Annotated in this window: 15 protein-coding genes and 1 pseudogene; 12 read left to right on the forward strand and 4 right to left on the reverse strand. The window is 64.7% G+C overall.

Annotated features, from left to right (window positions below):
- Nucleotides 1-342 precede the first annotated feature (342 nt).
- A complete protein-coding gene (locus AC6LKG_RS16745; RefSeq protein WP_498166053.1) occupies nt 343-687 on the reverse strand; it encodes a hypothetical protein in 345 nt (114 codons plus the stop codon).
- Nucleotides 688-827: 140 nt separating this feature from the next.
- Between AC6LKG_RS16745 and AC6LKG_RS16750 the strand changes: the two genes are divergently transcribed.
- Genes AC6LKG_RS16750 through AC6LKG_RS16765 form a run of 4 tightly spaced genes read left to right on the forward strand, consistent with a single transcriptional unit; the run spans nt 828 to nt 4,254 of the window.
- Nucleotides 828-1,598: a COG4705 family protein gene (locus AC6LKG_RS16750; protein ID WP_498166054.1), complete on the forward strand. Its 771-nt coding sequence runs from the start codon at nt 828-830 to the stop codon at nt 1,596-1,598.
- A gap of 45 nt (nt 1,599-1,643) precedes the next feature.
- Nucleotides 1,644-2,198, forward strand: a complete 555-nt coding sequence (locus AC6LKG_RS16755; RefSeq protein ID WP_498166055.1) for a cytochrome b — start codon at nt 1,644-1,646, stop codon at nt 2,196-2,198.
- Between the two features lie 29 nt (nt 2,199-2,227).
- Nucleotides 2,228-2,893, forward strand: a complete 666-nt coding sequence (locus tag AC6LKG_RS16760) for a response regulator transcription factor (protein ID WP_498166056.1) — start codon at nt 2,228-2,230, stop codon at nt 2,891-2,893.
- Nucleotides 2,869-4,254 (forward strand): ATP-binding protein, encoded by a 1,386-nt coding sequence (locus AC6LKG_RS16765; protein ID WP_498166058.1) that lies wholly within the window; start codon nt 2,869-2,871, stop codon nt 4,252-4,254. The genes AC6LKG_RS16760 and AC6LKG_RS16765 overlap by 25 nt, the downstream gene beginning before the upstream one ends.
- On the opposite strand, the pseudogene AC6LKG_RS16770 reads toward AC6LKG_RS16765, so the two are convergent.
- Nucleotides 4,249-4,413: pseudogene (locus AC6LKG_RS16770) on the reverse strand (class D beta-lactamase); the annotation flags it as partial. The gene AC6LKG_RS16765 and the pseudogene AC6LKG_RS16770 overlap by 6 nt on opposite strands.
- A gap of 198 nt (nt 4,414-4,611) precedes the next feature.
- On the opposite strand from AC6LKG_RS16770, the gene AC6LKG_RS16775 reads away from it, so the two are divergent.
- From AC6LKG_RS16775 to AC6LKG_RS16810, 8 genes are all read left to right on the forward strand, one after another.
- Nucleotides 4,612-4,791 carry a hypothetical protein gene (locus AC6LKG_RS16775; RefSeq protein WP_498166060.1) on the forward strand — a complete coding sequence of 60 codons (180 nt, stop codon included), beginning with the start codon at nt 4,612-4,614 and terminating at the stop codon, nt 4,789-4,791.
- Nucleotides 4,792-4,994: 203 nt separating this feature from the next.
- Nucleotides 4,995-5,927 carry a LysR family transcriptional regulator gene (locus AC6LKG_RS16780; protein WP_498166062.1) on the forward strand — a complete coding sequence of 311 codons (933 nt, stop codon included), beginning with the start codon at nt 4,995-4,997 and terminating at the stop codon, nt 5,925-5,927.
- A 242-nt stretch (nt 5,928-6,169) separates the two neighbouring features.
- Entirely contained in the window at nt 6,170-8,182 is a 2,013-nt protein-coding gene (locus tag AC6LKG_RS16785; RefSeq protein WP_498166063.1) for an FUSC family protein, read from the forward strand.
- The gene (locus AC6LKG_RS16790) at nt 8,172-8,366 is read left to right on the forward strand and encodes a DUF1656 domain-containing protein (protein WP_498166064.1); all 195 of its coding nucleotides are present in this window, start codon (nt 8,172-8,174) and stop codon (nt 8,364-8,366) included. The genes AC6LKG_RS16785 and AC6LKG_RS16790 overlap by 11 nt, the downstream gene beginning before the upstream one ends.
- Nucleotides 8,359-9,288: an HlyD family secretion protein gene (locus AC6LKG_RS16795; protein WP_498166066.1), complete on the forward strand. Its 930-nt coding sequence runs from the start codon at nt 8,359-8,361 to the stop codon at nt 9,286-9,288. The genes AC6LKG_RS16790 and AC6LKG_RS16795 overlap by 8 nt, the downstream gene beginning before the upstream one ends.
- Before the next feature lie 10 nt (nt 9,289-9,298).
- Nucleotides 9,299-10,786, forward strand: a complete 1,488-nt coding sequence (locus AC6LKG_RS16800) for an efflux transporter outer membrane subunit (RefSeq protein ID WP_498166068.1) — start codon at nt 9,299-9,301, stop codon at nt 10,784-10,786.
- 184 nt (nt 10,787-10,970) lie between these two features.
- Nucleotides 10,971-11,666: a GntR family transcriptional regulator gene (locus AC6LKG_RS16805; protein ID WP_498166069.1), complete on the forward strand. Its 696-nt coding sequence runs from the start codon at nt 10,971-10,973 to the stop codon at nt 11,664-11,666.
- Between the two features lie 133 nt (nt 11,667-11,799).
- Nucleotides 11,800-12,786: a Bug family tripartite tricarboxylate transporter substrate binding protein gene (locus tag AC6LKG_RS16810; protein WP_498166071.1), complete on the forward strand. Its 987-nt coding sequence runs from the start codon at nt 11,800-11,802 to the stop codon at nt 12,784-12,786.
- 82 nt (nt 12,787-12,868) lie between these two features.
- Here the strand turns inward: AC6LKG_RS16810 and AC6LKG_RS16815 are convergent, their stop codons facing one another.
- Nucleotides 12,869-13,726, reverse strand: a complete 858-nt coding sequence (locus AC6LKG_RS16815; RefSeq protein WP_498166072.1) for an alpha/beta fold hydrolase — start codon at nt 13,724-13,726, stop codon at nt 12,869-12,871.
- Nucleotides 13,727-13,751: 25 nt separating this feature from the next.
- Nucleotides 13,752-14,354 (reverse strand): amino acid synthesis family protein, encoded by a 603-nt coding sequence (locus tag AC6LKG_RS16820; protein WP_498166073.1) that lies wholly within the window; start codon nt 14,352-14,354, stop codon nt 13,752-13,754.
- Nucleotides 14,355-14,397 lie beyond the last annotated feature (43 nt).

Consider the following 14,397-nt stretch of genomic DNA (forward strand, 5'->3'; position numbering starts at 1 on the left):
GCCATCGCAGGGCAAGACGCGCATGGCCTGGACGTCCCATATTAAAAATCAACGCCGACAGACAAAAATGGCGATTATCAGCATTCCGGCCAACGTTCCTCCTATCGCGAGGCCTGCCCGCTCCGAGTGTTCAGAACCATATATATACAGGACGACAGACACCGTGACCGTGAAGGCAATAAGCATGCCGAGCAAGAACGGCCGCCAATGTTTCCGCCAGGCACGACATGCCCTGATCGATGCAAATCTGGGTTTGCTCATGAATATTCCGCGAGGCTTCGATCAAACCATATTCTGCCAATTATTTTCCGGATCTGGTTTTTTTTCAGCGCGACATTTATTCTAAAAATTAGTCCTTTCTTTCAACCCGCGCAGCCCTCCCTTCAGGGCTTGCCCGCCCACGCATCCCATGAACGCCTGACCGGACTGGGCCTGCGGGAAAAACGACACGCGCACGGAAGCTCCCGCATTCAAATGACGGGATAGCCGGCCATTCAAATTCGTTACCGGAGCCCCTGCGCTGGCCGCCATTTCCGGCTTGGCCGAGATATTTCCGCTCGCCCCGCCGATTCCCGCTTCGCACCACGCCCGCATAGCGAAAATCATTATTAATGCAACTTGAGACTGGCCCGTGCCAGTTTTGACGCAAATCCAAAATGGAGCGCGGATCCGCGAGGAGGCTTCCACGCTTTTTTCCTTCGGGCGCGAAGCCGCATTTTTGTCGGGCAGGTTGCGCCGGGAACGGCTACGCGGCCCAGGCCTATGACTGCGCTAAGTCTGCCACCCCATACTGGGCTGGTCCATCGCGCAAACACCAGGAGAATCCGATGAGCCGATTGTCCGCGTCCCGCTCCCACGAATTGCTCTGCAAAGTACCGGCGTTAACGCTGGGGTTCTGGCTCATCAAGATTGCCGCCACCACCCTGGGCGAAACCGGCGGCGACGCTGTCTCCATGTCCATGAACCTGGGCTACCTGGTGGGCACAGCCATTTTTGCGCTTATCTTCCTGGTGGCCGTGGCCGCGCAGGTCAAGGCCCGGCGCTTTCATCCCATGCTTTACTGGATTACGATCATCGCCACAACCACGGTCGGCACGACGCTCGCCGACTTTACCGATCGTTCGCTGGGAATAGGTTATGCAGGCGGTTCGAGCCTGTTGCTCGCGTTGTTGCTCGCTGCACTGTTCGCGTGGCGGCGCACGCTTGGCTCGGTGGCGGTCAACACGGTCAGCTCCCCGCGGGCGGAGGCGTTTTACTGGCTCACGATCATGCTCTCGCAAACGTTGGGCACCGCGCTGGGCGACTGGACCGCCGACACCGCCGGCCTGGGCTATACCGGCGCGGCCGTTGTCTTCGGCGGCCTGCTGGCCCTCGTGGCGATCGCGTATTACCGCACCAGGGTGTCACGCACTCTCCTGTTCTGGGCGGCCTTCATCCTTACGCGCCCCCTTGGCGCGGTAGTGGGCGACTTTCTTGACAAACCCCTGAGCGCTGGCGGTCTGGCGCTGGATCGCTACTCGGCGTCGGCCGCGCTGCTGGCATTCATGCTGGCCGCCATCCTGCTCTTCAAGCAACAGGCAGCCAGGACCGCGCATTGAACTTAAGCCGCGGCGCAAGCGGCGCGGCGAATTCCAGGAGAGAAAATGAGCAAGACCGAAGCCATTCACTATGACGGAATCAGCAAGACCTTTCACTGGCTCACCGTCATCCTCATTCTTGCCGCCTTTGTTCTCGGCCCCGGAGATTTCGGACGCCTGGTCCATGCCAATGGCGATCCCGGCGCACGACTGGACATCGTGTGGCACGAAACGTTGGGAATAAGCATCTTTGCCCTGACCTTTCTGCGCCTGTTGTGGGTTGCCGTGCGCTCGGGCGCGCCTGATCACAAGCTCGAACCCAAGCTGCATCTGGCCTCCAGATTGATGCACATAGCCTTGTGGACCCTGCTGTTTGCATTGCCGTTGACCGCTTTGCTGACACTGGCTTCGGAAGGCCAACCACTGACGCTGCTGGGCGGCTTGCGCATTACCGAACTGCCTTGGATCGCGTCCGCTCCGATCCTTGGCATGACCGATTGGGGCGATATCCACTCCTTCCTGGGAGATGCCATCATCTGGCTGGCGGGTATTCATGCGGTTGCCGCCCTCTACCACCACTTCGCGCTCAAAGACGGCGTATTCAGATCGATGCTGCCTTGAGCCGCTTACCCGGACTGCCTGGAGAAAATATGCGGGTTTTGCTGGTCGAAGACGATCTCATGATTGGCGAGGCGGTCCAAGGCGCATTGAAGGACGCCGCGTACGCGGTCGATTGGGTGCGGGATGGGCAAAGCGCGCTGGCGGCATTGGGCAGCCAGCATTACGACCTGCTCCTGCTGGACCTTGGCCTGCCGGGCAAGGACGGGTTTCAGGTCTTGCGCGATGTCCGCGCCGGCGACAACGGCGTGCCGCTGATCATCATCACCGCTCGGGACGGCCTCGATGACCGGCTGCGCGGCCTGGATGGCGGAGCCGACGATTACGTGCTCAAGCCTTTTGAGATGACGGAGCTGCAGGCCCGCATGCGCGCCGTGCTGCGCCGCAAAGCCGGGGCATCCGGACCGATGATGAGCAATGGCGTGGTTTCCCTCGATCTGGCCACCAAAGAGGCGCGTGTCAATGGCGCCGCCGCCCAGCAACTCTCCAATCGCGAGTTCTCGCTGCTGCAAGCCCTGCTGGCCAGGCCCGGAGCCATTCTCTCGCGCAGCGAACTGGAGGATCGCATATACGGGTGGGGCGAAGAAGTCGAAAGCAACGCCGTTGAGTATTTGATCCACGCACTGCGGCGCAAGCTCGGAAGCGAAATCATCAAGAATGTCAGGGGGCTCGGATGGATGGTCTCAAAAGGCGCTTGAACGAGTCCGTTCAACTCAAGCTCTCGTTCATGCTGTCGCTGTCCATCCTCGTGGTGGCCATGGTGGCGGGCATCTTCTCATTTGCCTCGGCCTTGGACGAGGCCCACGAATTGCAGGACGATCTGTTGCGGCAGATCGCCCAGCTCGTGGATCGGCAACATCTGTCGCTGGCTCCCCAGCCCGCCGCGATGCCGCAAAACGAGAGCACGGAAGACGCACGCGTGACGGTCCAGCGGCTGGGCGCGCCTTCTGGCACACCGGCGGCGCAAGGCGAACAGGAACTCCCGATCCCGGCCACCCTGGCCGATGGCCTGCATACCGTCGAGTTGGGAGGGGAGTCCTTCCGCGTCATGATCAGGACCGGCGCTTCCGGCGAACGCTTCGCGGTTTCCCAGGAAGCCGACTTCCGCAACGAGATCGCGCGCGATGGCGCGCTGCGCACCGTGATGCCCTTCCTGATCCTGGTGCCCGTGCTGCTTCTGATCGTCGGCGACCTGATCCGAAAAATGTTCCGTCCCATTGCCGCCCTGTCCAGAGAAGTGGATCTACGGGAAGAACAAGCGCTGCATCCGGTACAAGACCACCATTTGCCTGTCGAGGTGCGCCCCTTCGCCGTGGCGATCAATCGCTTGCTGGAACGTGTCGCTCAGGCGATGGCGTCACAGCGCCGTTTCCTCGCCGATGCGGCGCACGAACTGCGCTCTCCGTTGACAGCGCTTTCCTTGCAGGCCGAGCGACTGGCGGGGGCAGACATGTCCGACGTGGCGCGCGAACGGCTGGCGGTACTGAGGCAGGGGATAGAACGGGGCCGTAGCCTGGTCGACCAATTGCTTGCACTGGCCAAGGCGCAGGCGCCGACGACGCCTCCACCGGTGCCAGTGTCCGCACAGCATGTATTCCGACGCGTGCTGGAAGACCTCATGCCGCTAGCCGAAGCCAAGCATATCGACATCGGCGTGGAGGGCGCCCAGGACGTCGAAATATGGGCCAGCGAGCTGGATCTCTTCCTCATGGTCAGGAACCTGGTCGATAACGCGATCCGCTATACCCCGGAGCAAGGGCGCGTCGATCTCTCGATAAAGGCATCCGGCGGTTTTGCCGAGTTGCGGATCGCGGATAACGGCCCCGGCATTTCGCTGGCCAACCGGGCGCGGGTATTCGATGCCTTTTACCGCGCGCTCGGCAATCCTCACCAGGGGTCGGGCCTGGGGCTGTCCATCGTTCAAACGATCGCGAACCGCATAGGCGCGCAAATTCGCCTCGACTTCTCCGATCGGCAGAAACAATGCGGCCTGTGCGTCGCGATCTTCATTCCGTTGACGACCATAAACAATGAGCGCACTCCATGCGAGCCACAATGATCCCGCGCGAGCGCCCGGCCCGCTGGCCGCCCCGGGCTCGCAGGCCTTGAAGGTCGAGTCGGGCGTGTAGCGTTGCGCGCAGGCCTGCTGCGTGCCTCGCTGGAACACGATAGGGCCATCGGCGGCATCGGCCACCGGGGCGCACAGGACCGCCGCCTGAGCGTACGAGCGTTCGTTTCCATCGCGCTTGAGCCGGCCCTTGCCGTGCATGATCAACACCTGCGGCAAAGAGTCGCAGCCAAGACACGTTTGTTTTTGGCGGCATGGGCCAGACATGCTTTATATTTATGTATGGCTTTTTTCCTAATTTCATTGACAAATATCCATACAAATTAAATACACGTATGGATATTTGCGTTGGGATCTGAAGCGCCGCACTTTGAGGAAATGATGAATTTTTGGGTCCCTGTCATCTTCGGTACGTTCAAGCTCCTCGTGTTGGGCACGGGCATGTTTCTCGCCATCAAGTCCCATTACGACGGCGAAAAAAAGGAGAAAAAAGAGAAAGCGGAGAAAAAGGAGATGAAAGCGCCATAGCGGCGAGTTCGCCGGCCCTCAGGCCGAACCGCAACAACTCGCCACGATGGAGTGCGGCCACGGCGCACTCTGGGCGCCAGGCCATGCGAGACAACGCTTCCAGCCGTCGGGTATTGAATGCATACGCCTTCGCCGACGCATGCATCAGCCGTCATTCAAAAGAACATATGATTGCACCAATGTAATCAAAGATAGGGGCATCCATGCCGCGTCCCGACCTCAATCTGCTGCTGGCGCTGGACGCGCTGCTGGATGAAGGCAGCGTCATCGGCGCCGCGCGCCGCATGCACCTGAGCGCCCCGGCGATGAGCCGCACTTTGAGCCGCATCCGCGAAGCGCTGGGCGACCCGGTGTTCGTCCAGGTCGGCCGCAAGCTCATGCCCACCCCCAAGGCGCTGGCACTGCGCGAACAAGTGCGGGCGGCGGTCGAACAGGCCTCGCAGGTGTTTACCGCCGGCGTCGACATTGACCTGAAGTCGCTGGATCGGCGTTTCAACGTCCGCGCCACCGACGAGTTCGTGAGCATCCACCTGGGCCACCTGCTGGACGCGATGGCGCGCGAGATGCCGCGCGCGATGCTGCGCTTTTCGCCGGAGGAAGACGACGTGGACGACGATGCGCTGCGCAGCGGCCGCATCGACCTGTTCATCAGCGCCTCGCGCAAGCTCGGACCGGAGATTCGCGTGCAGTCCCTGTTCACCACGACGTTCGTGGGCGCCGCTAGAGCCAATCACCCGATATTCGACGACGAGATCACGCCCGAACGCCTTACGCGCTGGGAACACATCAACGTCTCGCGGCGCGGCAAGGCCGCCGGGCCGCTCGACGCCGCGCTGGAAGCGCAGGGGCTGCGTCGGCATGTCGCCCTGGTGGTGCCCAATCCGTACACGGCGCTGTTCGCGCTTCAGGATTCCGACCTGCTGCTGCCCTTGCCGCGGCATCTGGCCAGCAGCGCGCTGGCCGCGGGCCTGCGCGTCCGCCTGTTCGACCTGCCGACGCCGCTCGAAACGGTGCTGCTGACACAGGCCTGGCACCCGCGCCTGGATAGCGATCCGGCCCACCAATGGCTGCGGCAGACGATTCATACGCTTTGCACCGAGAGCCGGGCGCAAGCGGCCAAGCGCGCCAAACCATAACGGCACGCGTGGGCCAACACATGCGTTTCACGCAATCATAAGGTTGCGATAAATTCACTTTTCGGAATGATTGCACCTGCCTACAGTGATTCGTATTGATCACTGCAGAAGGGTATCCCGTGCGTTGTGTAAGGCTGCGTGACGCGGCTTCAGGCGTTTCTCCACGCCCGTCCCGGCTTCGGGATGGGTTGGCGCGAGGGCTGCCCTATCTCGATCTGACCACGCCTCGCGCCGCCTATGTGATGCGTTCAATCCTGGCCGCCTGCCTTGCCCTGACGTCGGCCTATCTGCTGGAACTGCACGCGCCCTACGCGGCGGCATCCAGCGTGCTGCTGGTCATCAACCCCATCCAGGGCGGCGTGATCGGCAAGGGGGTGTGGCGGGTACTGGGCACGCTGGTCGGCATGCTGGCGGCCTTCGTCCTGATGAGCGCCTTCGGCCAAATGCCCTGGCTTTTCCTGCTCGGCTTCGGCGCCTGGCTAGGGGTATGCGTGGCTGGCATGACCCTGCTGCGGCATTTCCGGGCCTATGGCGCCTCGCTGGCGGGCTATACCGTGGGCCTGGCGGCCTTCGGCGCCATGCAACATCCTGAACGCACCTTCGATCAGGTGATGGGGCGCGGCTCGTCCGTGCTGCTCGGCGTGGTCTGCCTGGCCGTGGTGTCCGCGCTGTTCAGCAACCGCAGCGTGCACAGCCGCCTGGCTATGTTGCTCGACCGTCTGGCCGCCGCGACCGCCGACGTGTTATCGACCCACCATCAGGCCCTGCAAAGCAGCGTGGCGCCGGACACCAAGCCCCTGGATGTCCGACGTCGCTCTCTCATCGCCGAGGTCTATGGCATGGACGATCTGCTGGCGCTGGGCAAGGCCGAGTCTGCCGATCTGGCCCATCGGGCGGGCACGCTGCGGCACGCGATGGCGTCGCTGTTTTCCGCCCTGGTGGGCGGCGTGCCGCCCCTGCGCGAACACAGCCCCAGCCTCGCGGCGCTGGACGCGTTGCAGCCGGACTGGGAGCGGGCATGGCGGCAGGCGGGACAGGCTCTGGCGCAGGAACCCGGCCCGTCCGCAAGAGCGCAGGCCAGACGACGACTGAGCGCGCTGCGCGCCAGATTGGTGGCCGCCCTTGCCGCGACGTCGCTGGATGATCCCGCCGAGCAGGCCGCGATGATGATCGCGGGCGATCGCCTGATCGAGCAACTCGACGATTACCTGCAGGCCATCGACAGCATCGAGCGCTTCCACCAACCCAGGCCAACGCCGGCGCGCGTGCGCGTGCCGTTCCACCGCGATACCGTGGCGGCCATCCAGAACGGCGTGCGCGCCATGTTGACGGTGGTGATGGGAGGTGCCTTCTGGATCGCCACGGGATGGACGGAAGGCAACCTGATGTTGGCGGGGCTGGCGGCGGCATGCGCGCTGCTTTCCACTGCGCCTGATCCCGCGTTGGGTGCGGTCGAATTCATCAAGGGCACGGCGGCCGCCGTGGCGATGGCCTTCCTGTGCTCTTTCATCGTGCTCCCACACGTCTCGGGCCTGCCGCTGCTGCTAGTTACCCTGAGTCTGTTCTGGTTGCCTGGTGTATACGCCACCACGATGCCCCGCTACGCCCCGGGGGCCGTGGCCTATCTGGTGGCGTTCACGACACTGGCGGCGCCCAACAACCCCATGAGCTACGACTTTGCATCGTTTCTCAATAGCGCGGCGGCCTGGGTGCTGGCTACGTGTTTCACCCTGCTGGGCTTCCGGATCGTGCTGCCGCGCAACCAGGCGCGCGACGCCACGCGCCTGCGCCAGCGCATCCGCGATGAGGCGCTGGCAACCTTGCGCGGCCAGCCCGCCGATGCGCGCGCATGGCAATGGCGCCAGCAACACCGCATCGCGCAACTTGGCGCGTTGCTCAGGGCACAACCGCAGGAGATGGATCGCGCCATCGCGCAGGCCCTGGCCAGCCAGCATCTGGGCCGGGAAGTGCTGCGTTTGCGACGCTGGGTGCGCCAGGCGCCTCAGGACGCCGAATGGCCACGCGTGGTGGCCAGCGCGTTGCGCCATATGCGCCAGCGGGCCGATGACCCCGCTCGGGCCGCGCGTCTGGCCCGCCGCGCGGCGCAGACCTTGACGCGCCTGCCCCCGCGCTCGAGCGCCACCACGCACGACGAGCAGCGATCGACGGTTGTTCTGCAGGACGTCGCCGCGCTGCTGGAGCGCCATGCGGTCGAGGTTTCCCCGCCCTTTGGAGGCCATGTCCATGCTCAGTGAATTCCCGCTGGCCGGCGTCTACCTGCCTCCCTTCTTCGTCTATGCCTGCGTGGCCCTGCCAATCTACCTGGGCCTTCGTTTCATGCTGGCACGCAGCGGCGTGCTGCGCCGGGTGTGGCATCCGGGCCTGTTCGAGTTCGCCATTTCCCTTTGCCTCGTTTCCCTGTTGGTGCTTTATGTCTGAACGCTCATTCCCCGCAAAGACTCTGCTGCGGGCAGGACTGACGCTTGCCGTGGTCATCGCCGCCGGCCTTCTGGTCTGCGCGCTGTGGCGCGCCTACGTCGTCGCGCCCTGGACTCGCGATGGCAGGGTCAGCGCACAGATCGTGCGCATCGCCTCCGAGGTGTCCGGCACCGTCGCCGACGTTTCGGTGACGGACGATCAATACGTCAAGCAGGGCGAAGTGCTCTATCGCATCGACAACGCCAGCTTCACGTTGGCGTTGGCTCAGGCTGAAGCGCAATTGGCGGCGGCAGAAATCGCCCTGCGCCAGAAGACCGGGGAGGCGCGGCGACGCCGCGGCATGGAAAGCCTGGTGCCAGCCGAGGAGATCCAGCGCGCCAACCAGGCAGTGGCTATCGCCCAGGCCGAGCTGCGCAGTGCGCAGGTCGCCGTGGACAGAGCGAAGCTGGACCTGGCGCGCACCGTGCTGCGCGCGCCGACCGACGGCTACATCACGCGCCTGCGCCTGAACAAGGGCGACTACGCCGTCGCGGGCCAGCCGAACATCGCGTTGCTCGATGCCCGCAGCTTCTGGATCACCGGCTATTTCGAGGAGACCAAACTGCGCGCCATCCAGCCCGGCGCGGCGGCACGAATCCGCCTCATGGGGTTCGACCAGGTGCTGTCGGGCCGGGTGGCAAGCATCGGCCGGGGCATCACCGACACCAATCAGCAGGCCGATGCGCAGGGCCTGCCGAGCGTGGAACCCAGTTTCAGTTGGGTCCGGCTGGCGCAGCGCATCCCGGTACGCATCGAGTTCGAGCATGTGCCGCACGAAGTCGTACTGGCGGCCGGCATGACCGGCAGCATCGAGGTGGCGCCATCGGCAGGCGCCCCGGCGCCCCAGGGCCGGCTGATCTCGCTGCTGCATCGCTGGCTGTGAGGGCAGGGCCATGCAAACACCCCCGCCCTGCTCGCTGCCGCGCCTTCGGCAGGCGCTGCTGCAGACCTCGCTGCTGGCGGTCCTGACCGGCTGCACCCTGGCCGGCCCGGACTACCACGCGCCGACGCTGGACGTCCCCGCGCACTGGATCGAGGCCGAGGCCGCGATGCCCGGCGGCGATCACACTGGCCTGCGCGCCTGGTGGCGCGCCTTCCAGGACCCCCTGCTCGACCAGTTGGTCGACCGGACGCTGGCGCACAACCAGGACCTGGACATCGCCTTGGCGCGCCTGCGCCAGGCACGCGCCGAACGCGCGCAGATCGCCACGGCCGCCCTGCCGGAGGTATCGGCCGGAGCGCGCGGGGATGCCGTGCGCAGCAGTCAGGCGCTCAGCTCGCAGCCCGGCGGACGGGCGCGAAGCTGGCACCTGGGATTCGATGCCAGTTGGGAACTGGACCTGTTCGGCGGCACGCGCCGTGCGGTGGAGGCGGCCGACGCCGGCATCCAGGCGCTGGCCGCGGACCATCGCGCGCTGCAAGTGAGCCTGGTGGCCGAACTGGTATCCGATTACGCCGGGCTGCGTGCCGCGCAGCGTCGCCTGGCCATCGCGCGCGACAACATTCGCGCGCTGCTCGAAGCCGAGCGCTTGGCCGAACGAGCGCAAGGCGGCGGCCTGGGCACACAGGCCGACGTCACCCTGGCCCGCGCCGAACGCGTAGCGGCCCAGGCGCAACCCCCTCTGCTGGAAGCGGACATCGCCCGTTTCAGTCACGCCATCGGCGTACTGGCGGGCGGCTTTCCCGGAGACTGGCAAGCGGCCTTGGCCACGCCCGCGCCAGCCTTGTCCATGCCCGCCGACTTGCCGCTGTCACTGCCGTCGGACGTCATCCGCCAACGCCCCGACCTGCGAGCGGACGAACGACGCCTAGCCGCCGCCACGGCTCAAATCGGCGTGGCGCAGGCCGAACGCCTCCCGACGTTCCGCATTCCCCTGGGTATCGGCACCACGGCCAGCGTCATCCGCGATTTGTTCTCGGGCGCCAGCCTGGCGTGGTCGGCGGCGCTGCAGGGCAGCCAATCCCTCTACGATGCAGGACGCGCACAGGCGGGCGTGGCTGCGGCACAGGCCAACGCCGACGCGGCGCGGCGCGTCTACGAGCGGGACGTGCGCTCCGCGCTGCGCGACGTGGAGGACGCGTTGACAGCGTGGACCAGCGAACGCCAACGGCAAGCCGCGTTGCAGGATGCTGTGGTCGACAGCCGACACGCCCTGACGCAGGCGACACGGCTCTACGCGCGCGGGCTGAGCGCCTACCTGCCGGTGTTGACGGCGCAGCGCAACCTGAACCAGGCACGTGATGCCCTGGCGCTCAGTCAACTGGCGCAACTGCGCGGTGGGATTGCCTTGTACAAGGCGCTGGGCGCGGGATGGTCAGGCACGGGCTTGGATCGGGACGCCAAGCAACGCGACGCCGTGCAAGCAACCGGAAAGCAATGACATGAACCTGGCGTGCCGGCTCGTGCGCGAAGGCGCGGGCATCGTGGCTGCGCCCCTCGCGCACGGCGCTCGGCGTACTCAGCTCAAGCGCCGGGACGGAAACGACGTACGGGCTAGCTGCGCGATGCCATACAATTTTCGTATGATCGCCTTGAGAGAACAGCAAATTCCGGTATGACACTCCATGAATAACGATAAGCAGGACGCGCGCTCACCCACCGAACAGGACGTCCCTTCGACCCCGCTGCGACGGCAAGCGGAAGACGCGCTGCGCAAAACCATTCTTTCGGGCAGATTCCAGCCGGGCGAACGCCTCAAGGAACGGGAGTTGATGGAACTGCTCGACGTCAGTCGCACACTGGTGCGCGAAGCGCTACGCCAGGTCGAGGCCGAAGGCCTCATCGAGATCATCCCCAATCGCGGCCCGGTGGTCGCAGTGCTGACCTACGAAGAAGCGGAAGAGATCTACGAAGTGCGAGGCATCCTGGAAGCGCAGATCTGCACCGGCTTCGCGCTGCGCGCGCGCAGCGAGCACATGCAGACCTTGGCAACCACCTTCGACGCCCTTGCCGAGGCCGCGCGTCGTGGCGACGTCGAGCAGACGGTCGCCCTGAGCGATACGTTCTATGACACGATCGCCGCCGGGTGCGGCAATCGCCTGCTCGGCAGCATGCTGCGCCAACTGCACAACCGCATCGTGCTGTTGCGGCGCACCTCCCTGTCCGCGCCCAGCCGGCTGCCCGAAACCCTATACGAATTGACCCAGATCTTCGAAGCGCTCAAGGCCCGTGACGAAGCGGCCGCCGGCAAGGCCGCCCTGCACCACGTCCGCCAAGCCGGGCGTACGGCTCTACAGGTACTGCGGATCCGACAACACTAGGTGTTATCCATTAAATTGTAGTACCAAAATATAATTTTCTAGCTTTTAGTAGTACGATTTGCACCGTCATTCACGTTCGCGGACGGCTGGCGGGCGCTGCCGCGGCCGATCCCCACACCAGGAGCAGGCGGTCATGAAACGCAGATCTTTCACCACAGGGTTATTGGGCCTCATGGCGGCGGGCGCCTTGGGGCGGACCAAGCTGGCCAAGGCCCAGAGCCAACCGCTACCCGCGCTGATTACGCTGGTGGTGCCCTTTGCCCCGGGGGGAGGCGCCGATCAGCTCGCGCGCGAATTCGCCCACTTCGCCCAGACGCACGCGCCCGGCACCACCTTCGTGGTCGAGAACAAGCCTGGCGCCAACGGCGCCATCGCCGCGCGCCACGTTGCACGCCAGAAGCCCGACGGCACGACCTTGTTGCTGGGCACATCCAGCACGCACGTACTCGGACCGCTCATTGCCAAGACGACCGCCGCCGAAATCACCAAGGAGTTCAGCCCCGTCACCTTGCTGGCGACCACCGCCAATGTGCTGGCCGTGGCCAGCTCGTCGCGTTGGAAGACACTGGATGAATTCCTGGCCGACGCCCGCCAGCAGGCCTTGACGTACGGCACCTTCGGCACCGGCTCGTCAGCGCACCTGTATGGCCTGTTGCTGGCCCAATCGACGGGCGCCAAGTTGTCCCATGTCCCCTACAAAGGTTCCGGCCAGGCGGTCACCGATCTGCTCGGCAGCCACATCGATGCGGTGTTCCTGACCAGCAGCGCGCTTGAAAGCCTGGCCCGCGAAGGCAAGGTTCGCGTCCTCGGCGTGACGGGCGAGACGCGTACCAGGGTTTTTCCAGATACCAGGACCTTCGAGGAACAGCAGGTGCGGCAATTGGACTTCAGCGGCTGGTTCGGTTTGTTCGGGCCTGCGGGCACTCCCGCGCCCATCTGCGATGGCATCGCGGCACTTGCAGCAAACCTGGGCAAAGACGACAACGCTCGCCAGCGAATGATTGGCCAGGGGTACGACTGGGTTGGCTCTTCGCCGGCGGCACTGCGGACCGCGGTGGAAAACACCATCGCGATCTATCAAAAGGTGCTGGCGACGGCGCCCGGAAATCTGGCTGGCTAAGGGAGCGACGCAGCAGCCCCCCGGAGCATGTGGGCCGGCGGGCTGTTTGCGGCCTGAGGGGCCTTTCGCGTCACCTCTCTCTTCAGTCCTGCGCGGTGCGCTGGCCTCTCAGGAATGCCCGCACCGTTTCAGCAAACAGGACAGGCTGGTCATCGTGAACATAATGGCCGGCATCCGGAATCTCGACCGATCGAAGACGATGATTGAGGTCGCACATGCGCCGCACCATGTCGGGCTGCAGGTAGTCCGTCCTGCCGCCGCGCACCACCAGCGTATCGCACGCAATCGCCCGCACATAGGGTTCCAGGTCCACGACCCGCGCGGGATCCGGGTTCAAACGGGTGGCCGCGATACCCGCATGGTCGTAGCGCCAGGTAAAGCCGCCCTCCGCCACCGGCTTGAGCATGCTGGCCAAACGCTCCTGGCGCGCCGCCTCGCTGACAGTGGGACGCAACGCACGCATGAACGCCGCGGCCTCGTCCCATGACGCAAACCGCTTGGGCGTGGTCTGGAGTTCCTGGCAGATGCGCGAGGCCCCCGCACTGACTTCGAAAGCGCCCGGCCCCGCGTCTTCGATGACCAACCGGCGGACCAACTGCGGATGCCTCGCCGCGAACACAATGGCGTTGATGCCGCCCAGCGAATGCCCGAGCAAATCGAATCGTGCCAGGCCCAATTGCCCGACAACGCCCTCCAGGTCCGCCACATAGGCGTCCACATAGTAATTCCAGTCGGGGTCCCAATCGGAGTCGCCGCGGCCGCGTTGATCGAAGGCGATCACGCGCACGCCGGGTTGCAACGCGGCCGCCAGGCACGAAAAGGTCTCGGCGTAGCCCCGGATGCCATGGAGCATGACAATGGGATCGCCGTCGACGTCGCCCCATTCAACGACATGAAGGCCCAGCCCGGATACCGTCAACGTATAGTCGCGGCGATTCATATTCCTCTCCTTGAATCCAGCCAGCTCAGCACAGACCGTCGAGCCCCTTCACGTCGGAAGCGCGCAGTCCGCCCAGGCGCGCGTTCAGCCGCCCCCTCGTTGCGAACGCCCAGACCAGTACGACTTCATCACGGTTCGGGCCGTCGTTGAATTGCGCCGTGACGGTGTCGTAATGCGACCGCACATAGAGCGCGTCCTTGTGCGCCAGGGGAATATCGATGGCCGTGCCGGGCGTCCCCCGCTTGCCGGTGGACGGCACCCAGGATTTCGCGCCTCCGACGCCTTCCCGCACAGGGTTGGCCGCGGGATTGGTGAGCAAGGCATTGCCATGCTCATATTCGCCGTCCATCCCCACCAGGCACGCTTTGCCATAGCTCTCGATCGCCCGTCCCGCGGCGGCCTCTCGAATGCGACGGCCAAACTCGCGCCCCAGCTCGGGCGAAGCGTCGATCCACGCGGACAGGTCCTGGACATAGCGGCCGGCATAGGGATTGTGGAGACAAGCGGCAATGACTATCTTTCGCAGAGGTTCGCCATCCGCGGGGGCTCCGGTTTCTCCAGCCAGGGAATCCTCGATCTGGAGATACCACTTGCGGATATGGAAGGCGCTGAAATTGGGGGTCTTCATACGGTACGTCTCTTGTTCAGGAAATGGAATGGGACTGGAATGG

This window comes from Achromobacter sp. 46006 (assembly GCF_059761975.1).

What these genes read in the sequence shown, in the direction of transcription:
- AC6LKG_RS16750 (WP_498166054.1), top strand. Translation starts at nt 828, where the DNA reads ATGAGCCGATTGTCCGCGTCCCGCTCCCACGAATTGCTCTGCAAAGTA.
- AC6LKG_RS16755 (WP_498166055.1), top strand. Translation starts at nt 1,644, where the DNA reads ATGAGCAAGACCGAAGCCATTCACTATGACGGAATCAGCAAGACCTTT.
- AC6LKG_RS16760 (WP_498166056.1), top strand. Translation starts at nt 2,228, where the DNA reads ATGCGGGTTTTGCTGGTCGAAGACGATCTCATGATTGGCGAGGCGGTC.
- AC6LKG_RS16765 (WP_498166058.1), top strand. Translation starts at nt 2,869, where the DNA reads ATGGATGGTCTCAAAAGGCGCTTGAACGAGTCCGTTCAACTCAAGCTC.
- AC6LKG_RS16780 (WP_498166062.1), top strand. Translation starts at nt 4,995, where the DNA reads ATGCCGCGTCCCGACCTCAATCTGCTGCTGGCGCTGGACGCGCTGCTG.
- AC6LKG_RS16785 (WP_498166063.1), top strand. Translation starts at nt 6,170, where the DNA reads ATGCGTTCAATCCTGGCCGCCTGCCTTGCCCTGACGTCGGCCTATCTG.
- AC6LKG_RS16790 (WP_498166064.1), top strand. Translation starts at nt 8,172, where the DNA reads ATGCTCAGTGAATTCCCGCTGGCCGGCGTCTACCTGCCTCCCTTCTTC.
- AC6LKG_RS16795 (WP_498166066.1), top strand. Translation starts at nt 8,359, where the DNA reads ATGTCTGAACGCTCATTCCCCGCAAAGACTCTGCTGCGGGCAGGACTG.
- AC6LKG_RS16800 (WP_498166068.1), top strand. Translation starts at nt 9,299, where the DNA reads ATGCAAACACCCCCGCCCTGCTCGCTGCCGCGCCTTCGGCAGGCGCTG.
- AC6LKG_RS16805 (WP_498166069.1), top strand. Translation starts at nt 10,971, where the DNA reads ATGAATAACGATAAGCAGGACGCGCGCTCACCCACCGAACAGGACGTC.
- AC6LKG_RS16810 (WP_498166071.1), top strand. Translation starts at nt 11,800, where the DNA reads ATGAAACGCAGATCTTTCACCACAGGGTTATTGGGCCTCATGGCGGCG.
- AC6LKG_RS16815 (WP_498166072.1), bottom strand. Translation starts at nt 13,726, where the DNA reads ATGAATCGCCGCGACTATACGTTGACGGTATCCGGGCTGGGCCTTCAT.
- AC6LKG_RS16820 (WP_498166073.1), bottom strand. Translation starts at nt 14,354, where the DNA reads ATGAAGACCCCCAATTTCAGCGCCTTCCATATCCGCAAGTGGTATCTC.